The following is a 20,505-nucleotide window of genomic DNA, read 5'->3' as shown; positions in this document are numbered from 1 at the left end:
CTGAGCAGCCTCAGACGGAATGCTACTTGGCTTACAATGCCAAAGCGTCTTCAACCAATTGTTTCAATTGAGCAATGTGTTTGCTTGAGTAGCCCACTGCAGGCGATGCGCTGCTTGGACGACCGGCATAAGACAGTTTTTGCTCTTCGCTGATAACGTCTTCGATGCGGTGGCGGATTTGGTAGAACGCGCCTTGGTTTTTCGGCTCTTCTTGTGCCCAAACCACAGATCTTGCGTTCGGATATTTCGCCAGTTCGGCTTTAACCTCGTCGTATGGGAACGGATACAGCTGCTCAACGCGGACAATAGCGACATCATCTTCCAGTTTACGTTCGGCTCGACCGGCTTCCAAGTCATAGTAAACCTGACCGGCACACAATACCACGCGTTTCACGCTGTCGTTGCTTGCGCGTTCGGCGGTATCGCCGATAACTGGACGGAAAGTCGAACCTTCGGTGAAGTTTTCCAGCGGGCTCATTGCCCCTTTGAATCGCAACAGGCGTTTGGACATGAAAATTACCAGCGGTTTGCGGTATGAACCTAAGACTTGACGTTGCAAGAGGTGGAACATTTGCGACGCTTCAGACGGCATGATGACTTGCATATTGTTCTCAGAACACAGTTGCAACCAACGTTCTACGCGTGCAGAAGAGTGCTCGGGACCTTGACCGTCGTAGCCGTGCGGAAGGATGGTGGTCAGACCACACAAACGACCCCATTTGGTTTCGCCTGAAGACAGGAATTGGTCAATAGTCACTTGCGCGCCGTTGGCGAAGTCACCAAATTGAGCTTCCCAAATGGTCAGCTTGTCAGGCGCGGAGCAGGCAAAGCCGTACTCGAACGCCATCACGGCTTCTTCGTTCAAAATGGAGTCGATAACCAAGAACTCGCCCATACCTTCGCCCATATGGCGCAGAGGAACATAAGTACCGTCATCCCATTTTTCACGTTTTTGATCGTGCAATACTGCATGACGGTGTGAGAATGTACCGCGCCCGGAGTCCTCACCGGAGATACGCACGCCATGACCTTTGGTTACAAGGCTTGCGTATGCCAAGGTTTCGGCCATACCCCAGTCGATGGCTTGTTTGCCGGATGCCATGGCTTTACGCGCTTCAATCACACGTTTTGCAGTCGGATGCAGGGCAAAGCCTTCCGGTACGGCGGTAAATTTCTCGGTAAGACGCTCAATATCCGCGGCAGGCAAACCGGTTTCGATGTGTTCGCGCCAATCTTTACCTTGGTATTTGCTCCAGTCAATTTGTGTGCGTTGGAAGTTGCTCAACGTTGTTTGCTCGACGTGTTCGCCTTTATCCAAAGCATCACGGTAGGCTTGGATGTAACCGTCAGCCTCGGCTTGGGTTACCACGCCTTCGGCAATCAGTTGCTCGGTGTACAAAGCACGCGCACCCAGGTGTTGCGATACTTTTTTGTACATCATCGGTTGGGTCAAGGTCGGATCGTCGCCCTCGTTGTGGCCCCATTTACGGTAGCAGACAACGTCGATCACGATGTCTTTATGGAATTTTTTGCGGTAATCCAAAGCGGCTTGGATGGCAAAGCAAACACGCTCAGGATCATCGCCGTTCACATGGATAACCGGAGCGGAAACCATTTTTGCGATATCGGTACAGTGTACGGTTGAACGGGTATCGCGGATATCGGAAGTGGTAAAGCCGATTTGATTGTTGATGACGATATGAACCGTACCGCCGGTGGTATAACCGCGCGTTTTAGACAGGTTGAATGTCGCTTGGTTGACACCCAAACCGATAAATGCGGAGTCGCCGTGAATCAATACGGGCAAGACTTTATCGCGGCCGTTTTCGCCCAAACGTTTTTGCTTGGCGCGTGCAGAACCTTCCACTACCGGATTGACGATTTCCAAGTGGGACGGGTTGAACGCCAAAGAAACATGCATCGGGCCGTGCGGGGTAGCAATATCGGAGCTGAAGCCCATATGGTATTTCACGTCGCCGCTGGGCAGTTTGATTTCGGCACGACCTTCAAATTCGGCAAACAAATCGCCGGGTTTTTTGCCCAAAATGTTCACCAAAACATTCAGACGGCCACGGTGCGCCATACCGATGATGACTTCTTCCACGCCGTCTTTACCGGCGTTTTGAATCAGGTAGTTCAAACCGGCAATCGCGCTTTCGCCGCCTTCGACACCGAAACGTTTCTGACCGACATATTTGGTATGCAGATAACGTTCCAAAGTCTCGGCAGCAGTCATCTCTTTCAAGATACGGCGTTTTTGATCGGCATTGTAATGCGGTGTGGACAATACGCTTTCAAAATAATTGCGTACCCAGCGGCGCTCTTCGGTATTGGGAATATAGATATATTCCAATGCGATGTGGCCGCAGTAGGTTTGTTTGAGGTTGCTGATGATTTGGGACAAAGGCAGTTTGCCGCGATTGGCAAAATCGCCCTCGCCCATATTGAATTGAAGCGCCATATCGGCATCAGACAGACCGTGGAATTTCGGATCGAGGGCTTCAATATCGCGCGGGGGGATACGTTTGAGCGGATCAAGTTGGGCTGCACCCACGCCTTGGATACGATAGGCAGAAATCAGCCGTAAAACGCTGACTTGCTTTTTCAGCATTGCCTCATCCGCACCGCCCGCAACGGCAGATGCAATTTTCTTTTTCGCCAAAGTAACAAATGATTCGCGAATCGGTGTGTGTGCGACATCGACAGCAACCGTCCCCGGCTGTTTGCTCAAATCGGTGAAATACTGCTTCCATTTTTCATCAACCGTATCGGGGTTTTCCAAAAAAGCCTCGTACAATTCCTCAATGTAGGGTGCGTTCGAACCGAACAGGTAAGAGAAATTGAGTTTTTCGTCCATCATGGCGTGCGCTCTTTTCTTTAAAATATAAACAAAGGGTAGAAGTCCGCGTCCTGACGGCTAAACTGATGCCGTCTGAAAAGACATTTTATTCTACCCTATTTTAAACCGGATTGCTTGTCTTGATTTCATCCGACTACAATCAGACGGATTCGGGAAACAATCCGGTTCTCTGATATTGCCTGTTTGACAATATATTAATGTATGTTACCTCTCGCCTGGCGGCACATAATCGCGGCGTTCCGAACCGGTATAAAGCTGGCGCGGGCGGCCGATTTTCAGCGAAGGATCGCTAATCATCTCGTGCCAGTGCGAAATCCAACCTACACTGCGCGACAGGGCGAAGATGACGGTAAACATTTCGGTCGGGATGCCCAGCGCGGACAGGACGATGCCGGAATAGAAATCGACGTTTGGATACAGTTTGCGTTCGATAAAGAACGGGTCTTTCAGCGCAATCTGTTCCAATTCCATCGCCAGTTTGAATTTCGGACTGTCTTCCAAGCCCAATTCCTTCAAAACTTCATAGCAGGTTTCGCGCATAATGCTGGCACGCGGATCCATATTGCGGTACACGCGGTGACCGAAGCCCATCAGACGGTATTTGCGTTGTTTCACACCTTCCATGTATGCGGCAACATTAGACACATCGCCGATTTCGTCCAACATTTTCAACACGGCTTCGTTCGCACCGCCGTGCGAAGCACCCCACAGGCAGGCGATACCGGCAGCAATACAGGCAAACGGGTTCGCACCCGAAGACCCTGCCAGACGGACGGTTGAAGTTGAGGCGTTTTGCTCGTGGTCGGCATGCAAAATAAAGATGCGGTCGAGCGCGCGTGCCAAAACGGGATTGGGTTTGTAGTCTTCACACGGCGTGGCGAACATCATATGAAGGAAGTTTTCGGAATAAGAAAGATTATTCTTCGGATAATTGAACGGCAGACCGTTTGAATAGCGGTAGCACATTGCCGCAATGGTCGGGATTTTAGAAATCAGGCGGTAAATCGCGATTTTGCGGTGTTCGGGATTGCTAATGTCCAAGCTGTCTTGGTAGAACGCAGACAGTGCGCCGACCACGCCGACCATCATCGCCATCGGATGCGCGTCGCGGCGGAACCCCCGGAAGAACCAAGTCAGCTGTTCATGCACCATCGTGTGGCGGCGGACGGTATTGTCAAATTCTGCCTTTTGCTCGGGAGTCGGCAGTTCGCCGTAAATCAACAGGTAGCAGACTTCCAAATAATCGGACTTTTCGGCCAGCTGCTCGATGGGGTATCCGCGATAATAAAGCAAGCCTTGATCGCCGTCGATGTAAGTAATTTTAGACTCACAGCTTGCGGTTGAAACAAATCCGGGGTCGAAGGAAAACAAACCTGTATTTTTTGTCAGCCCCCGAATGTCAACCACATCGTGCCCGATGCTGGCTTCCAATACCGGCAGCTCCAAACCTGCCTGACCCGGTACGTTGAGTTTGATTGATTTGGACATATTATTGCTCCTTTGCAAGTTATAACCCACGTTACTGCATCCGCAGCACGTTCTTTGCCTTCAGACGGCTTTTGCATTTTGAAATCTGCCTGCAGGCAGATTTCAGATGCCTCATGCCCGTCTGATTTTTTCAAGCATCGGGATAAGGTGCCCTTTGTCCGTTTCCGAATGCCCGTTAATCAAGGCAAGCAATTCTTGATCTTGAAATTCAAGGATTTCGGAAAACTCGGACAGCTCTTTATCGCTCAAATGCTCGAATTCTTTTTCCATAAACCTGCCGAAGATTAAATCTAATTCCAACAATCCCCGGCGGGTTTGAAAACGGATTTTCCGTTTGGCAATATCGTCAAAAACCATCATTTCTTAAACGGCCCGTTTCAACATAATCTCTTTAATCTTACCGATGGCTCGGGTCGGATTCAAGTGTTTAGGACATACGTCTATGCAGTTCATAATGGTGTGGCAACGGAACAAACGGTATGGGTCGTTCAGATTATCCAAACGCTCATTAGTGATGGTATCACGGCTGTCCGCAATGAAACGGTAAGCATTCAGCAAACCGGACGGACCAACGAATTTATCAGGGTTCCACCAAAATGACGGGCAGGCAGTCGAACAGCAGGCGCACAAAATACACTCGTACAAACCGTCCAACTCTTTACGCTCTTCCTGAGTTTGCAGACGCTCTTTGTCCGCATCAATCGGATTATCGTTGACAACATAAGGTTTGACGGAATGGTATTGTTTGAAGAACTGGGTCATATCCACAATCAGGTCGCGGATAACAGGCAGACCTGGCAGAGGACGGATTTTAACTGGCTGTTTCAAGCCACGCAGATCGGTCAAACACGCCAAGCCGTTTTTGCCGTTGATGTTCATACCGTCCGATCCGCAAATGCCTTCGCGGCAGGAGCGGCGGAAAGACAAGGTATCGTCTTGTGCTTTCAGGCGTACCAAAGCATCCAAAAGTTTCACGTCGGTCGGTTCCAATTCCAACTCGTAACGCTGCATATAAGGCTTGGCATCAACATCCGGGTTGTAACGGTAAATTTCAAAACTCATTTTTTCCATGAGAAGTGTTCCTTTTCTCATCAACTGCCCAATGATTTTGTATTATAAATTCAAGCAGTTCAATGTGGGTATGGTTAGATTTCAGACGACCTTTGAGGCGAAGACCGTCTGAAAACGCATCAATAAACGCGCTTGGCCGGTTTGATGTATTCCACGCTCAAAGGCTTGGTGTGCACCGGTTTGTAGGACAAGGTATTGGTATCTGAATGGTACAGCGTATGTTTCATCCAGTTTTCATCATCTCGCTCAGGATGGTCGTCTGAAGCGTGCGCACCGCGTGATTCTTTACGTGCTTCGGCAGACACCAAAGTCGCTTTCGCCACTTCAATCAGGTTATCCAATTCCAAAGCCTCGATACGCGCGGTATTCCACACTTTGCTCTTGTCTTTGATTTCGGTACGTTTCACACGCTCGGCAATCGCCATGACTTCTCGAACGCCTTTGCTCAGAATCTCATCAGTACGGAACACGCCGGCGTGCAGTTGTACGGAGCGTTGCAATTCGCGGCGCAATGCATCAACGTTTTCGCCATCAGTTTGATTGTCCAAACGCTCGATACGTTGGCGGGTCAGCTCGCCCGCATCCGCAGGCAAAGGTTTCCAGTCGCTTTGCTCTTTGATGAATTTAATCATGCTGTCGCCGGCAGCTTTACCGAATACCACCAAGTCCAACAGGGAGTTGGTACCCAAGCGGTTCGCACCGTGTACGGAAGCACAAGCGCACTCACCTGCCGCATACAGACCTTTTACAGGCACTTCGTATTCGTCGCCTTGAGGAACGACAACTTCGCCATGGTAGTTGGTCGGAATACCGCCCATCATATAGTGGGTAGTCGGCACAACGGGAATCGGGTCTTTAATCGGATCGATACCGGCGAACTGAATGGAAATCTCGCGGATGCCCGGCAGTTTTTCCATAATTTTTTCTGCGCCGATATGGTCGATTTTCAGTAAGACATGGTCTTTGTTTTTACCGCAGCCGCGACCTTCGTAGATTTCCATCGCCATCGCGCGGGAAACAACGTCGCGAGAAGCCAAGTCTTTTACGGTCGGCGCATAGCGTTCCATAAAGCGTTCGCCGTCGGCATTCAACAGAATACCGCCCTCGCCGCGTACGCCTTCGGTAATCAACACGCCCGCACCTGCCACGCCGGTCGGGTGGAATTGCCAGAATTCCATGTCTTCCAACGGGATACCTGCACGCGCACAAATACCCAAACCATCGCCGGTATTCATATAGGCATTGGTAGAAGACGCATAAATACGGCCGCCGCCGCCGGTAGCAAACATCACAGCTTTAGCGTGGAAAATATAAACTTCGCCGGTTTCCATTTCCATGGCGGTTACGCCGACGACATCGCCGTTTTCATCACGAATCAAATCTTGTGCCGTCCATTCCACAAAGAATTGCGTATTGGCACGGACATTTTGTTGGTACAAAGTATGCAGCATCGCATGACCTGTACGGTCGGCAACCGCACAGGCGCGTTCTACCGCGCGTTTACCGTGTTCGGCAGTATGGCCGCCGAAAGGACGCTGATAAATTTTACCGCTTTCCACACGGTCAAAAGGCATACCCATGTGTTCCAACTCAATTACGGCTTCAGGCGCGGCGCGGCACATAAACTCAATCGCATCTTGGTCGCCCAACCAGTCGGAACCTTTCACGGTATCGTACATGTGCCAGTCCCAACGGTCTTCCTGCACATTACCCAGAGAGGCGGAAATACCGCCCTGCGCCGCTACGGTATGCGAACGGGTCGGGAACACTTTAGACAAAACGGCACAATTCAGACCGGATTTGGATAATTGGAGGGCTGCGCGTAAACCTGCACCACCACCGCCGACAATCACGGCATCAAACTTGCGAACAGGAAAACCCATACTTACCCCCAAATTACTTTAATTGAATACACCAAGCAGCCGACCAGCCAGACGATGGTGGCAACCTGCAAAAACAAACGCACGCCGAAGGGTTTGATATAGTCCATCCACAAATCGCGGATACCCACCCAAGCGTGCAAGAATACGGCGATGAAGCTCACTTGGGTAAATACTTTTACCCAAGTTTGACTAAAAAATGCCTGCCATGCCGAATATTCTTTAGGCAGAGCAAATAGAACCACTAAAAGTGCAACGGTATAAATCAACATAATAACCGCGGTCGCACGTTGCATCGCCCAATCCCGCAAACCGTAATGGGCACCGGTCAATTTACGTTCTACCATAACAACGCTCCCAAAACGACAGTCAAAACCAATGCAGAAGCAAATACGGCTTTAGCGGTATTGCGCGCAGTATTCAGCTCAAGGCCTTTGTGCGCATCCAAAAATAAAAAGCGGATACCGGCGAGAGAATGGTGCAGATAAGCCCACAATACACCGATTAAAACCAGCTTGACCAAAGGATGGGAAACAATGGCACGGTAAGTTTCAAATGCAGACTCTTGACTCAGGGTACCGGACAGGAAATACAGCAGGAAAGGCAGCATAATAAACAGCCCGACCCCGCTGATGCGGTGAAGGATGGAAACTATCCCGGGTATCGGCAGACGGATGTTCGGCAAATCCAGATAAACAGGACGCGGTTTGGCAGACATAGTCAATTCCTCTGTAGTTATATATCGACTCAAAAACCGTAAACCCATTGCTACACTGGGTTACATAAACGTTAATTTACCTGTTTTATCCCATTTTGAACAGTGTATTTTAAAAACAAACTGATAGATTTTGACAAACACGCGTGGAAACAGCAGATTAAAAGAAAGATTTTTAGTTTTGCCGCCCCCTTCCCGACACGGTATCAGCATCCGACCCCATCCCCAAAAACAAAATGCCGTCTGAAAAAATTTCAGACGGCATTGTTTTGCCATATCGGTCAGGCTTTCAATTTCGCATCGGCATCGCGCAACGCGGTACGCAAACCTTCCTCGATAACGGGATGGTAGAACGGCATATCCAGCATTTGCGGAACGGTCATCTTCATTTGATGTGCCCAAGCCAACAGGTGCGCCAAATGTTCGGCGGCCGGACCTACGATTTCTGCGCCGATGAAGCGGCCGGTGGCTTTTTCGGCATACAGGCGCATATGGCCTTTGTTTACCAGCATCACGCGGCTGCGGCCTTGGTTTTTGAACGATACTTCGCCGATGACAAATTCGTCGGCTTGGTATTGCGCGGCAACCTGCGCGTATTTCAAACCGACAAAGCCGATTTGCGGACTGGTGAACACTACGCCGATGGTGCTGCGGCGCAAACCGCCGCCGATATTCGGGTAGCGGCCTGCGTTATCGCCGGCAATCTTGCCTTGGTCGGCGGCTTCATGCAGCAGGGGCAGTTGGTTGGACGCGTCGCCCGCAATAAAGATATGCGGAATACTGGTCTGCATAGTCAGCGGATCGGCAACGGGTACGCCGCGCGCATCTTTTTCGATATTGATGTTTTCCAAACCGATATTGTCAACGTTCGGACGGCGGCCTACGGCTGCCAGCATATATTCGGCAACAAATACGCCTTTTTCGCCATCCTGCTCCCAATGGACTTCTACATTGCCGTCTGCGTCGAGTTTGGCCTCGGTTTTAGCATCCAAATGCAGTTTCAATTCTTCACCGAACACGGCTTTCGCCTCGTCTGAAACGACGGGGTCGGAAATGCCGCCGATGATGCCACCCAAACCGAAAATTTCAACTTTCACGCCCAAACGGTGCAATGCCTGACCCAGTTCCAAACCGATAACACCCGGCCCGAACACGGCAACGCGCTTAGGCAGCGTATCCCATGAGAAAACGTCATCGTTGATAATCAAACGATTGCCCAAAGACTGCCATTGCGGCAGGATGACGGGACGCGAACCGGTAGCAATCACGAAACTTTTTGCCGTAATTTGAGTATGCTCGTCGATTTGGACGGTATGCTCGTCGATAAATTTAGCCGAACCCATAATGCGCTTGTCGGCAGGCCACTCTTCCACATCGGCAACGACAAAGCCGACAAAACGGTCACGCTCGGATTTAACGCGCTGCATGACCTCTTCACCGTTGACGACGATGCTGTCTTTGTCCAAATGCACGCCGAACGGGTCGGTATGCAATGCGTGGTGGCGCGCCTCTGCGGCGGCAATCAAGAGTTTGGAAGGCATACAACCCACGCGCGCGCAGGTTGTGCCGAACACATTGTTTTCAATCAGGTAAACATTATCCGAATGTAAACGGGCATTGCGAAACGCACCCATACCGGCAGTACCGCCGCCGAGTACGACGACATCCGCTTGAATTTTTTTCATAATCTTTGTCCTTCCGTTTTCGTCTGAAACATTGCCGACACAGAACATATCGGTTTCAGACGGCATTTAAATATTTTCCCAATCAAAAACATCATTCAGATAAATAAAAACAAAATTTCGATTGAGTGCAACAATATCCAAATTCTCTTATAAATATAGAGTTATTCGGAGCGGCAGTGTAGAACCGCCCGAATAACTCTATCCGGTATATCAGACAGTTTAATCAAACCGCCTTAAGCAAACAGCTATCAGTTTTTAGCCAAGTAAGCTTCCAAATCTTCGCTGCCGCCGATGTATTTACCGCCGATGAAGACTTGAGGAGCAGTCATCTTGCCGGTAATGGCGCGTACAGAAGTAACGGTTGCATCTTTGCCCAATACGATTTCTTCGTATGACAAACCCTTGTCTTGCAAAGCTTGTTTGGCTTTGGCGCAGAATTGACAACCTGGTTTAGTGAAAATTGCCACAGACTCTTGAGCCTTCCAATCAGGAGCAACGAATTTCAGCATAGTATCTGCATCGGATACTTTGAACGGATCGCCCGGTTCTTCAGGCTCGATGAACATTTTTTCAACCACGCCGTCGTTAACCAGCATGGAGTAACGCCAAGAGCGTTTGCCGAAGCCCAAGTCTTCTTTACCGACCAACATACCCATGCCTTCGGTAAATTCGCCGTTGCCATCAGGAATCATGTAGATGTTGTCAGATTCTTCTTCGGCAGCCCAAGCGTTCATTACGAAAGTATCGTTTACAGATACGCAGTAGATTGCATCAACGCCGTTTTCTTTGAACGCGCCGAACAATTCATTGTAACGTGGCAAATGGGAAGAAGAGCAAGTCGGAGTAAATGCGCCAGGCAGAGAGAATACGACTACTTTTTTGCCTTTGAACAAATCATCGGTAGACACATCTTTCCAAGTGTCGCCGACGCGGGTGCGGAATACTACGGAAGGTACTTTTTGACCGGTACGATCTTGCAAAGCCATTTTGAGCTCCTTAATAGATAGGTTTAAGAAATGATTGTGAATCGCTGGGCATTCTACCCCGAATAAGTCGATTTGTATAATTTATAGTTCAAATAATATTAATTATTCAAAACTATTAATTACCAACCTCGACCAACTTCTTGCAGTATATAAAGCCATGCCTAAAAAAAACAAGTCTTATTTGAGAAAAATTCTTAGAAACTCCCCTACGCTCATTTGAAAACAGAAATGCCGTCTGAAAAGTATTCAGACGGCATCTGATCACGTTATCCCTGCTTATTTAGCCAGTTCGGCACGCAGTTTGTGGGTTACGTTCATCATCACTTGGAGTTGTTCCAGAGTTTCTTTCCAGCCACGTGTTTTCAGGCCGCAGTCTGGGTTAACCCACAGACGTTCAACCGGTACAACCTCGATGGCTTTGCGCAACAGATGTTCCACTTCAGCTTCAGTCGGTACGCGCGGGCTGTGGATGTCGTAAACGCCCGGGCCGATGTCGTTCGGGTATTTGAATTCGCCGAACGCGGTCAAGAGTTCCATGTCGGAACGTGAAGTTTCGATGGTGATGACGTCCGCATCCATTGCAGCAATCGCAGGCAGGATGTCGTTGAACTCAGAGTAGCACATATGGGTGTGGATTTGAGTGCTGTCTTCGCAACCAGTAGAGGACAGGCGGAAGGATTCGCCAGCCCAGTTCAGGTAGGCATCCCAATCGGCACGTTTCAAAGGCAGGCCTTCGCGGATGGCAGGTTCGTCGATTTGGATGACTTTGATGCCGGCTTTTTCCAGATCCAATACTTCGTCGTTCAGGGCCAGTGCGATTTGTTTGCATACAGTAGAGCGAGGAATATCGTTGCGGACAAAAGACCATTGCAGAATGGTTACAGGGCCGGTCAACATGCCTTTCATCGGGCGTTTGGTCAGGCTTTGTGCGTAAGTAGACCAAGCTACGGTCATGGCTTCAGGACGGCTTACGTCACCAAAGATGATCGGTGGTTTAACGCAGCGTGAGCCGTAGCTTTGTACCCAGCCGTATTGGGTGAATGCAAAACCGCTCAACAATTCGCCGAAGTATTCAACCATGTCGTTACGCTCGGCTTCGCCGTGTACCAGTACGTCCAAGTCCAGTTTTTCTTGCTCTTCAACCACCAAGGCGATTTCTTTTTTCATCGCGGCTTCGTAATCGGCGGCAGACAGTTCGCCTTTTTTGAAGGCGGCGCGTGCCTGGCGGATTTCGGTAGTTTGCGGGAAAGAACCGATGTTGGTAGTCGGCAGCAGAGGCAGGTTCAACCATGCTTGTTGCGCTTTGATACGATCGGCAAATGGAGATTTGCGTTGGTCTGCGTTGGCAGGCAAATCAGCCAGGCGTTTGGCAACGTCTGCACGGTGGATTTCGCTGCTGTTGGCACGAGAATCGGCAGCAGCTTGGCTAGCGGCCAGTTCTTCGGCAACGGAATCACGGCCTTCATTTAATGCGGCTTTCAGAACGCGCAATTCTTGGGTTTTTTGCAGGGTAAATGCCAACCAAGAGTACAAGTCGGGTTTGTTGGCTTTCAGTTTTTCTTCAACTGACAAGTCAAATGGAGTGTGCAGCAGAGAGCAAGAGCTGGAAATCCACAAACGGTCGCCCAGTTTGGCTTGCAGAGGCTCAACAGTTTCCAAAACTTTGTTCAGGTTGGCGCGCCAAATGTTGCGACCATCAATCACGCCGGCAGACAGGACTTTGTCATAGTCGGCGAACGCGTCCAGTTGCTCGGGAGCGCGTACCAAGTCGATGTGCAGGCCGTCAACAGGCAGGGATTTCAACAATGCGGCGTGTTCGGCAACAGAACCAAAGTAAGTGCTCAACAGGATTTTGGCACTTACTTTGTTCAAAGTGGCGTAAACGTCTTTGTATGCTTCTACCCATTCTTTAGGCAGGTCAACAGTCAAAGCAGGCTCGTCGATTTGAATCCACTCGGCACCGGCTTCAACCAAAGCAGTCAGGATTTCAACGTAAACAGGCAGCAGTTTAGGCAACAGGCTCAGGCGGTCGAATTCGACTGCGCCTTTTTCTTTACCCACCCATAGGAAGGTCAGCGGACCGACGATGGTCGGTTTGGCTTTCAGGCCCAAAGCTTGGGCTTCTTGCAACTGTTGAACGTAATGTTTGGCGTTGGCTTTGAATTCGGTATCGGCGTGGAATTCAGGCACCAAGTAGTGGTAGTTGGTGTCGAACCATTTGGTCATTTCGATAGCAAATTGGTCTTTGTTACCACGCGCCAGTTGGAAGAATTGTTCCAAAGACAGGTTTTGGCTGTCGAAGCCGAAGCGGGCAGGGATGGCACCGGTAGCAACTTGCAGGTCGAGGATGTGATCGTAGAAAGTGAAATCGCCTACAGCAACGTAATCAGCGTTGGCAGCAGCTTCGTGTTTCCAGTTTTTCTCGCGCAAGTCTTTAGCAACAGCCAGCAATTCTTGCTCGCTGATTTCTTTGCGCCAGTATTTTTCTTGTGCGAATTTCAATTCGCGGAAGGCGCCGACACGCGGGAAGCCTGAGAAATGTAATGTTGTCATGTTGAACTCTCCAGTTGGATTTTGTAAGGACCGGTTCAATCCGAATCGGCCGGTATTGTAAATCAGAATGGCTCGGATGGGGCGGCGTTTTGCTTTTCAGACGGCCCTGGATGCCGTCTGAAGCCGTTTTCGGCTTTAAGGGCGCACACCTAAAATATGGCAGATGGCGTAAGTCAGCTCGCTGCGGTTAAGCGTATAGAAGTGGAAATCTTTCACGCCTTCGCGGGACAGGACTTTGACCATATCGATGGCGATACTTGCCGCCACCAGATTGCGCGTACCTTGGTCGTCGTCCAAACCTTCATACATTTGCGACAGCCAGCTTGGGATTTTGACGTTGGTTACTTGAGCCATTTTACCGAGCTGCTTGAAGTTGGTAACAGGCAAAATACCGGGGACGATTTCCACATCGATACCCAACATCACGCAGCGGTCGCGGAAGCGCAGGTAGCGTTCCACATCGAAGAAGAATTGGGTGATGACGTGGTTCGCGCCCGCATCGATTTTGCGTTTCAAATTAATCAGGTCGGCTTGTGCGGATTTCGCTTCGGGATGCACTTCGGGATATGCTGCTACAGAGATGTCGAAGTCGGCGACGGAGCGTAATAGCTTAACCAAGTCTTCGGCGTAAAACGGTTTTTTCTCATAACCGGCCGGCTCGTCTCCGCGCAGGGCGACAATGCGGCGGATGCCGCTGTCCCAATAATCTTTGGCAATTTGGCGCAATTCGTCGGGAGAAGCGTCGATACCGGTCAGGTGCGGCGCGGCTTCCAAGCCGGTTTCCTGTTTGATGCGTTTGACGATGCCGTGCGTGCGGTCGCGTTCGCCGGAATTTGCGCCGTAAGTTACGGATACGAACTTGGGATGCAGGGTTTGCAGACGGTGGATGGAGTCCCACAGCATCGTTTCCATTTGTTCGTTTTTCGGCGGGAAAAATTCAAACGAAACGTTAATGTCGCCTTTCAAATCAGAAAGACTGTTATTTAACGCATTGATTTCTTTTGCGTAATTCATGGCTGCGTACCTTTTATTATCTTTTATATGATGTTTCAGGCAACATAATAAAGTTGCGCCAAACATGAGTCAATTTCAAAATTTTCAGATTTATCATGAAAATTTCTAATATATTACAAAAATAGTTAAATTTCCTTGTACAAGCCTTCTAATTTATGATAAAGTTTGTTATGTTATAACAATTCAACTAAGGCGATATATGAAACCGAATATTCATCCTGACAATTATCGAACCGTCCTTTTTTTCGACAGCAGCGCCAATGAAGGCTGGTTGATTCGTTCTTGCGCCGAAACACACGGAAAAACGATGGTTTGGACAGACGGCAAAGAATATCCGCTGTTTTCGCTGGATACTTCTTCCGCATCCCATCCCGTCTATACTGGCAAACAGCGCAACGTCAACACCGAAGGCCGTGCCAGCAAATTCAACCAACGTTTCCAATCCGTCATGTCATCGTTTAGAAAGGACAAATAATGCAGGTTCTGTCTTCACTCAAAACCGCCAAACAACGCCACCGCGACTGCCAAATCGTCAGACGCAGGGGCAAAGTTTACGTCATCTGCAAAAGCAATCCGCGTTTTAAAGCACGCCAACGCTGACTCCCTGCCCTTCCTGCTTCGGTTGTATAGTGGATTAACAAAAATCAGGACAAGGCGACAAAGCCGCAGACAGTACAAATGGTACGGAACCGACTCACTTGGTGCTTCAGCACCTTAGAGAATCGTTCTCTTTGAGCTAAGGCGAGGCAACGCCGTACTGGTTTTTGTTAATCCACTATAAAGCACCTCCTACCGCAAGCCCTTTTCATCAAATATGCCGTCTGAAACAGAAAAATGCGTTTCAGACGGCATTTTTTCCGTCAATACGAATCCGGAATGTGTTTGAAATACAGCATAAACAGATACCAAAACAGCATCGCGGCGGCTGCACCGAGCAGTACCCATGCGCTGATTTCGGCGACTTCGCGCAGGGCGCGTTTTTGCCTGCGGCTGAAAAGGCGGTTGATAATCAACGCGGCAAGTGCGAAAAAGAAAAAAATACGGAAAAGTCTGCCTATCATGTCGGGAAGCGGTGGAGGTCGTCTGAAAAAGTATGATTCGTGTGCGGCGGATGAGGGTCAAACGCGTCCGGCTGCTTGTCCGACCGTGTCAAAAAGTCATGCCGTTTGCGATATAATAACGCTTTTCGCCGCATTTGTTGGAACAGGATATGAGTCAAAATGCCTCGGTGGGCATTGTAATGCCCCAAAAAATTCCGTTTGAGATGCCGCTGGTTTTGGAAAACGGTAAAACTTTGCCGCGTTTCGATCTGATGATTGAAACCTACGGCGAGCTGAATGCTGAAAAAAACAATGCGGTTTTAATCTGCCACGCGCTGTCGGGCAACCATCATGTTGCGGGCAGGCATTCGGCGGAAGATAAATATACGGGCTGGTGGGACAATATGGTCGGACCTGGCAAACCGATTGATACGGAACGTTTTTTCGTGGTCGGTTTGAATAATCTGGGCGGCTGCGACGGCAGCAGCGGGCCTTTGTCGATTAATCCTGAAACGGGCAGGGAATACGGCGCGGATTTTCCGGTGGTTACGGTGAAGGACTGGGTAAAATCCCAAGCCGCGCTTGCCGACTATCTCGGTATCGAACAATGGGCGGCGATTGTCGGTGGCAGCTTGGGCGGCATGCAGGCTTTGCAGTGGACGATTTCCTACCCCGAGCGTGTGCGCCATGCTTTGGTGATTGCGTCTGCGCCGAAACTGTCCACGCAAAATATCGCGTTTAACGATGTGGCGCGTCAGGCAATTTTGACCGACCCTGATTTCAATGAAGGACATTACCGCAGCCACAATACCGTTCCTGCACGGGGCTTGCGGATTGCCCGCATGATGGGACACATCACTTATCTTGCCGAAGACGGTTTAGGCAAAAAATTCGGACGCGATTTGCGTTCCAACGGTTATCAATACGGCTTTGGTGTTGAATTTGAAGTGGAATCCTATCTTCGCTATCAGGGCGACAAATTCGTCGGACGGTTCGACGCCAACACTTACCTGCTCATGACCAAGGCTTTGGACTATTTCGATCCGGCGGCAGATTTCGGCGACAGCCTGACCCGCGCCCTGCAAAATGTGAAAGCGAAATTCTTTGTCGCCAGCTTCAGCACCGACTGGCGTTTCGCACCCGAACGTTCGCACGAACTGGTCAAGGCACTGATTGCCGCCCAAAAATCCGTGCAGTATATCGAAGTCAAATCCGCACACGGGCACGATGCCTTTTTAATGGAAGACGAAGCCTATATGCGTGCGGTCGCCGCCTATATGAACAACGTTTATAAGGAATGTCAGCAATGAACCTGCGCGATGATTTGCAACTGATTTACGACCGGATACCCGAAGGCAGCCGCGTCTTGGACTTGGGCTGCGGCGACGGCGAACTGCTTGCCGCATTGGTCGAACACAAAAAATGCAGCGGCTACGGCATCGAAATCGACACAAATAGCGTCATCGCCGCGATGTCGCGCGGCGTAAATGTTATCCAAGCCGATTTGGAAGAAGGTTTAACCGCATTCAACGATCAAAGTTTTGATGTGATTGTGTTGAGCCAAACCATCCAAGCGATGCAGAATACCGAAAAAATCCTGCGCTGCCTGATGCGCGTTGCCAAACAGGCGATTGTCAGCTTCCCGAATTTCGGCTACTGGCGCAACCGCGTCCAAATCGCACTCGGCGGACATATGCCGGTTTCCGAACGTATGCCCTACCATTGGTACGACACGCCCAATATCCATTGGTGCACGCTCAAAGACTTTGATTTGTTGTGCGCCAAAAACAACATCCGCGTGCTTGAGCGCGCCGTGATGACGGGCAACAGACAGGTCAAACATTTCCCCAACCTTTTGGGCAGCCTTGCATTTTACCGCGTCGGGTAAGACAGATTGAGAACCTTGTCGGCATTAACAGGTTCTTCGGTTCTATTAACAACAGGCCGTCTGAAAAATGAAACGGTAGGTTTTCAGACGGCCTCTTTAATACTGGAAACAATAGAATGAAAAACAAAACCTCATCACTTCTCTTATGGCTTGCCGCAATGATGCTGACCGCGTGTTCCCCGAGCAAAGAAGATAAAACGAAAGAAAACGGCGCATCCGCCGCCTCGTCCACGGCATCCGCCGCTTCGTCTTCCGCACCCCAAACCGATTTGCAACCGGCCGCATCCGCCCCTGATAACGTCAAGCAGGCAGAAAGCGTGCCGCCGTCAAATTGCACCGACCTGCACCCCGCCACCGGCATTGACGATCTCATGCAGCAAATCGCCGAACACATTGACTCGGACTGTCTGTTTGCCCTTTCCCATCACGAACTGGAAACCCGTTTCGGCTTACCCGGCGGCGGCTATGACAACATACAGCGGCTGCTGTTTCCCGACATCCGCCCTGAAGATCCCGACTACCATCAGAAAATCATACTGGCAATTGAAGACTTGCGTTACGGAAAGCGCACGATCAGCCGGCAGGCACAAGATGCCTTGATGGAACAGGAACGCCGCCTCCGAGAAGCGACGCTGTTGCTGATACAGGGCAGTCAAGAAACCCGCGGACAAGGCGAGGAGCCGAAACGCACGCGTTATTTTGAAGTTTCGGCAACCCCTGCCTATTCGAGCCGGCACAACAACGGACTTGGCGGCAATTTCCAATACATCGGCCAATTGCCCGGCTATCTGAAAATACACGGAGAAATGCTTGAAAACCAATCACTCTTCCGGCTGTCCAACCGTGAACGCAATCCCGACAAACCGTTTTTAGACATCCATTTTGACGAAAATGGCAAAATCACGCGTATTGTCGTTTACGAAAAAAACATCTACTTCAATCCAAACTTGGGGCGAAGATAAAAAAATGCCGTCTGAAACGTTTTCAGACGGCATTTTTCAATGCAACAAATCAAGCGCGTTTGCGGAATTCGCCGGTGCGGGTATCGATTTCGACTTTGTCGCCGTTTTCGATGTAAGACATCACTTGGATTTCGGTGCCGCCGACCAGGCGCGCGGTTTTCATCACTTTGCCGGAAGTGTCGCCTTTGACGGCAGGCTCGGTGTACTCGACTTCGCGCACGATGATGGTGGGCAGTTCGACAGAAATGGGGTTGCCTTCGTAGAAGGTAACTTCGCATTGGTCTTCCATACCGTCAACGATGAATTTCAACGCGTCGCCGATGTTGTCGGCTTCGATTTCGTATTGGTTGAATTCTTCATCCATAAAGACGTACATCGGGTCGGCAAAGTAGCTGTACGTACAGTTTTTGCGGGACAGGATGACCACGTCGAATTTGTCGTCGGCTTTGTAAATGGTTTCGGAAGCCGCGCCGGTCAGCAGGTTTTTCAGTTTCATGCTGACTTTGGCGGAAGAGCGGCCGCCTTTGATGTATTCGGTTTTTTGAACGACCATAGGATCGTTGCCGACCATAAATACATTGCCGGCGCGCAGTTCTTGTGCTGTTTTCATTGTGATTTTCCAATCAAATCGGTTGTCGTAAAACGCGCTATTCTAGCGTATTTTTTGATGCTTTGAAACAAAGGCGGCGAGTTTTTCGGATGCGGAAGGCTGCCCGAAAAGATAACGGCTCCAATCTTCCGCGCCTTGCCGCCAGCCGTTTTGATGTTGTTGCAGGGTTTGCCAACATTCGAGGCGTTGCGTGGCGGATAAAGCCCCTCCGCCGTTGAGGTCGTCTGAAAGGCGGCGGTGTGCCGATGCGGTTTCGGGCGTGTAGAAACCGTGTGCCTTATCCCAAAAGGCGTGGAGTTTGTCGAGATGGACATTCTCATCTTGCGGGTAGATGTGCCAAAAGAAGGGTTTGCCCGCAAGCTGGGCGCGCACGAAACTGTCTTCGCCGCGGATGACGGCGCAATCGGCGAGGTGCAGCAGTTTGTCGAAGTCCTGTTGCGGCACGAAAGGGATTTTGACAAGGCAGACGGATGCCGTCTGAAAAACATCGCCGTCGTTTTGCAGGGCGTTTTGCGGAATGATGCCGCTTTGTTTGAGGCTGTCGATAATTTGCGCCCCCGCCAGCAACAGTGTCAACGGACTGCCTGCCTGTTGCCACATTTCCAGCCACTTTGCCCAAACATCGCTCCGATAGCCGAAAAGCAGCCATTCGGAGGCGTTTTTTTCGGGCAGCATCAGCCGCTCTCGCAGGGCTTCAGTATCGAAACGGACGGCATCTCGGTAATCACGTTCGCGTATCAACCCGCCGCTTTTTTCGCTGAAACCCATAAACCAAAAATATTTTTGAACACCCTCCTGCGGCGAAGGCATCAGATGCAGCCTTTCATTGCTTTCTTCCGCGCTCAAATATTCCCAATTCAGCCAAAGCGGCTTGTGTCGGCGGATGATGTGCAGCACATTTTCGGGCAGGTCGCAGGCAAAAGTTTCGATAACGATATCGGGAACAAGGGCAGTATCGATATCCGCCGCATCGGAATGCCAAGTGCGGACATGAATATCCTGATGAACGCAGGGAACATCGGGCAAATCAGGGCAAAGCGCACGCAAGGCGGACACATCGTCCGTCCACAAATGCACCTGCCAACCGAGTTCGCGGTGCAAAACACGGGCGAGCCGCCACGAAACGCCGATGTCGCCGAAATTGTCGATGACCTTGCAAAAAATCCAACAGACAAAAGGAGGAGTATTCATAGAAATAACGGAAACAAGCTAAAACGCGCCGAAATAGTGGAACAAATACACAATCAGCAAAATAATCGGAATAAACAGCAACATAGTTTGACGTTTCAAATCAAACTCTTGTTTCAAATGATGCTTGATGGTGTCGAAAAGGACGAATTTAAACAAAAACGTCGCTTCGCAGGCAAGGATGATGCCGTTGATCAGATGCTGGAGTTTGTCTTCGGGCGGATTGGCGGCGAAAACGGCAAGCGTCGCCAACGGGATGAGGCAGACGGCAAGCCAACGGACAAGCAGGTTTCGAGACATTGCAAGGCTTTCAAAAAAAGCAAAACGCCATTATCGCCCCAAGCGCACGCCTTGTCTAACGGACGCACCGGAGATGCCGTCTGAAGCCTTGCCGCAGGAAAACACCGCACCGCCGAACCTTTAAATACGCCCGAGACGGGCGTTCCCCGAAAAATCGGACGCTGCCGCCGATGCCTGAGGACAAGGCGGCAGCAGGCACGGGCATATTGAAAACCCGGCGCGTCGGTTTGAAATTTTATAGTGGATTAACAAAAATCAGGACAAG

At 50.2% G+C, this 20,505-nt stretch carries 20 protein-coding genes; 5 read left to right on the top strand and 15 right to left on the bottom strand.

Annotated elements, in window-relative coordinates; all coding sequences use genetic code 11:
- Positions 1-31: 31 nt before the first annotated feature.
- From HMPREF2959_RS02245 to metF, 11 genes are all read right to left on the bottom strand, one after another.
- On the bottom strand, positions 32-2,860 hold the full coding sequence (locus HMPREF2959_RS02245; protein WP_002243473.1) for a 2-oxoglutarate dehydrogenase E1 component: 2,829 nt from the start codon (positions 2,858-2,860) through the stop codon (positions 32-34).
- Between the two features lie 204 nt (positions 2,861-3,064).
- A complete protein-coding gene (gene gltA / locus HMPREF2959_RS02240; RefSeq protein WP_002213761.1) occupies positions 3,065-4,348 on the bottom strand; it encodes a citrate synthase in 1,284 nt (427 codons plus the stop codon).
- A 111-nt stretch (positions 4,349-4,459) separates the two neighbouring features.
- Entirely contained in the window at positions 4,460-4,708 is a 249-nt protein-coding gene (locus tag HMPREF2959_RS02235) for an FAD assembly factor SdhE (protein WP_002213764.1), read from the bottom strand.
- A 3-nt stretch (positions 4,709-4,711) separates the two neighbouring features.
- Positions 4,712-5,419 carry a succinate dehydrogenase iron-sulfur subunit gene (locus HMPREF2959_RS02230; RefSeq protein WP_002243472.1) on the bottom strand — a complete coding sequence of 236 codons (708 nt, stop codon included), beginning with the start codon at positions 5,417-5,419 and terminating at the stop codon, positions 4,712-4,714.
- Between the two features lie 119 nt (positions 5,420-5,538).
- A complete protein-coding gene (gene sdhA, locus HMPREF2959_RS02225) occupies positions 5,539-7,302 on the bottom strand; it encodes a succinate dehydrogenase flavoprotein subunit (RefSeq protein ID WP_002223853.1) in 1,764 nt (587 codons plus the stop codon).
- Positions 7,303-7,304: 2 nt separating this feature from the next.
- Positions 7,305-7,646, bottom strand: a complete 342-nt coding sequence (gene sdhD / locus HMPREF2959_RS02220) for a succinate dehydrogenase, hydrophobic membrane anchor protein (RefSeq protein WP_002234597.1) — start codon at positions 7,644-7,646, stop codon at positions 7,305-7,307.
- Entirely contained in the window at positions 7,640-8,017 is a 378-nt protein-coding gene (gene sdhC / locus HMPREF2959_RS02215; RefSeq protein WP_002217390.1) for a succinate dehydrogenase, cytochrome b556 subunit, read from the bottom strand. The genes sdhD and sdhC overlap by 7 nt, the downstream gene beginning before the upstream one ends.
- Positions 8,018-8,295: 278 nt before the next feature.
- The gene (locus HMPREF2959_RS02205; RefSeq protein WP_002243471.1) at positions 8,296-9,699 is read right to left on the bottom strand and encodes a dihydrolipoyl dehydrogenase; all 1,404 of its coding nucleotides are present in this window, start codon (positions 9,697-9,699) and stop codon (positions 8,296-8,298) included.
- Between the two features lie 248 nt (positions 9,700-9,947).
- Positions 9,948-10,685 (bottom strand): redoxin family protein, encoded by a 738-nt coding sequence (locus HMPREF2959_RS02200; protein WP_002221128.1) that lies wholly within the window; start codon positions 10,683-10,685, stop codon positions 9,948-9,950.
- 276 nt (positions 10,686-10,961) lie between these two features.
- Positions 10,962-13,238, bottom strand: a complete 2,277-nt coding sequence (gene metE / locus HMPREF2959_RS02195; RefSeq protein ID WP_002243470.1) for a 5-methyltetrahydropteroyltriglutamate--homocysteine S-methyltransferase — start codon at positions 13,236-13,238, stop codon at positions 10,962-10,964.
- A 135-nt stretch (positions 13,239-13,373) separates the two neighbouring features.
- Positions 13,374-14,252 carry a methylenetetrahydrofolate reductase gene (gene metF, locus HMPREF2959_RS02190; RefSeq protein ID WP_002223857.1) on the bottom strand — a complete coding sequence of 293 codons (879 nt, stop codon included), beginning with the start codon at positions 14,250-14,252 and terminating at the stop codon, positions 13,374-13,376.
- Positions 14,253-14,451: 199 nt separating this feature from the next.
- On the opposite strand from metF, the gene HMPREF2959_RS02185 reads away from it, so the two are divergent.
- Together HMPREF2959_RS02185 and ykgO are read left to right on the top strand one after the other, a co-directional pair.
- Positions 14,452-14,727: a type B 50S ribosomal protein L31 gene (locus HMPREF2959_RS02185; RefSeq protein WP_002217400.1), complete on the top strand. Its 276-nt coding sequence runs from the start codon at positions 14,452-14,454 to the stop codon at positions 14,725-14,727.
- Positions 14,727-14,852, top strand: coding sequence for a type B 50S ribosomal protein L36 (gene ykgO / locus HMPREF2959_RS02180; RefSeq protein ID WP_002213788.1), 126 nt, complete (start codon positions 14,727-14,729; stop codon positions 14,850-14,852). The genes HMPREF2959_RS02185 and ykgO overlap by 1 nt, the downstream gene beginning before the upstream one ends.
- A gap of 260 nt (positions 14,853-15,112) precedes the next feature.
- Here ykgO and HMPREF2959_RS12510 read toward each other — a convergent pair whose 3' ends face one another.
- A complete protein-coding gene (locus HMPREF2959_RS12510; RefSeq protein ID WP_002231505.1) occupies positions 15,113-15,313 on the bottom strand; it encodes a protein MIGRI in 201 nt (66 codons plus the stop codon).
- Between the two features lie 149 nt (positions 15,314-15,462).
- Here HMPREF2959_RS12510 and HMPREF2959_RS02170 point away from each other — a divergent pair, with 149 nt between their 5' ends.
- The 3 genes from HMPREF2959_RS02170 (at position 15,463) to HMPREF2959_RS02160 (ending at position 18,142) form a co-directional block, all read left to right on the top strand.
- Positions 15,463-16,602, top strand: a complete 1,140-nt coding sequence (locus HMPREF2959_RS02170; RefSeq protein ID WP_002225323.1) for a homoserine O-succinyltransferase MetX — start codon at positions 15,463-15,465, stop codon at positions 16,600-16,602.
- Complete coding sequence (metW, locus tag HMPREF2959_RS02165; RefSeq protein WP_002213791.1) at positions 16,599-17,180, top strand: methionine biosynthesis protein MetW; 582 nt, start codon at positions 16,599-16,601, stop codon at positions 17,178-17,180. Before HMPREF2959_RS02170 ends, metW begins: the two co-directional genes overlap by 4 nt.
- Before the next feature lie 116 nt (positions 17,181-17,296).
- The gene (locus HMPREF2959_RS02160) at positions 17,297-18,142 is read left to right on the top strand and encodes an NMB0938 family lipoprotein (RefSeq protein ID WP_002217403.1); all 846 of its coding nucleotides are present in this window, start codon (positions 17,297-17,299) and stop codon (positions 18,140-18,142) included.
- Positions 18,143-18,191: 49 nt separating this feature from the next.
- On the opposite strand, the gene efp is transcribed toward HMPREF2959_RS02160, so the two are convergent.
- The 3 genes from efp to HMPREF2959_RS02145 are packed head-to-tail and all read right to left on the bottom strand — an operon-like array spanning position 18,192 to position 20,240.
- Positions 18,192-18,752 carry an elongation factor P gene (efp, locus tag HMPREF2959_RS02155; protein WP_002219406.1) on the bottom strand — a complete coding sequence of 187 codons (561 nt, stop codon included), beginning with the start codon at positions 18,750-18,752 and terminating at the stop codon, positions 18,192-18,194.
- Between the two features lie 42 nt (positions 18,753-18,794).
- Complete coding sequence (gene earP, locus HMPREF2959_RS02150) at positions 18,795-19,943, bottom strand: elongation factor P maturation arginine rhamnosyltransferase EarP (RefSeq protein WP_070696320.1); 1,149 nt, start codon at positions 19,941-19,943, stop codon at positions 18,795-18,797.
- An 18-nt stretch (positions 19,944-19,961) separates the two neighbouring features.
- Positions 19,962-20,240, bottom strand: a complete 279-nt coding sequence (locus tag HMPREF2959_RS02145; RefSeq protein WP_002219408.1) for a hypothetical protein — start codon at positions 20,238-20,240, stop codon at positions 19,962-19,964.
- Positions 20,241-20,505: the final 265 nt, after the last annotated feature.

It is taken from the genome of Neisseria sp. HMSC070F02 (assembly GCF_001814225.1).
In the GTDB taxonomy this organism is placed as follows: Bacteria; Pseudomonadota; Gammaproteobacteria; order Burkholderiales; family Neisseriaceae; genus Neisseria; species Neisseria meningitidis.
Note: the sequence above shows the minus strand (reverse complement) of the source record. Positions and strands in the feature narration are given on the sequence as shown.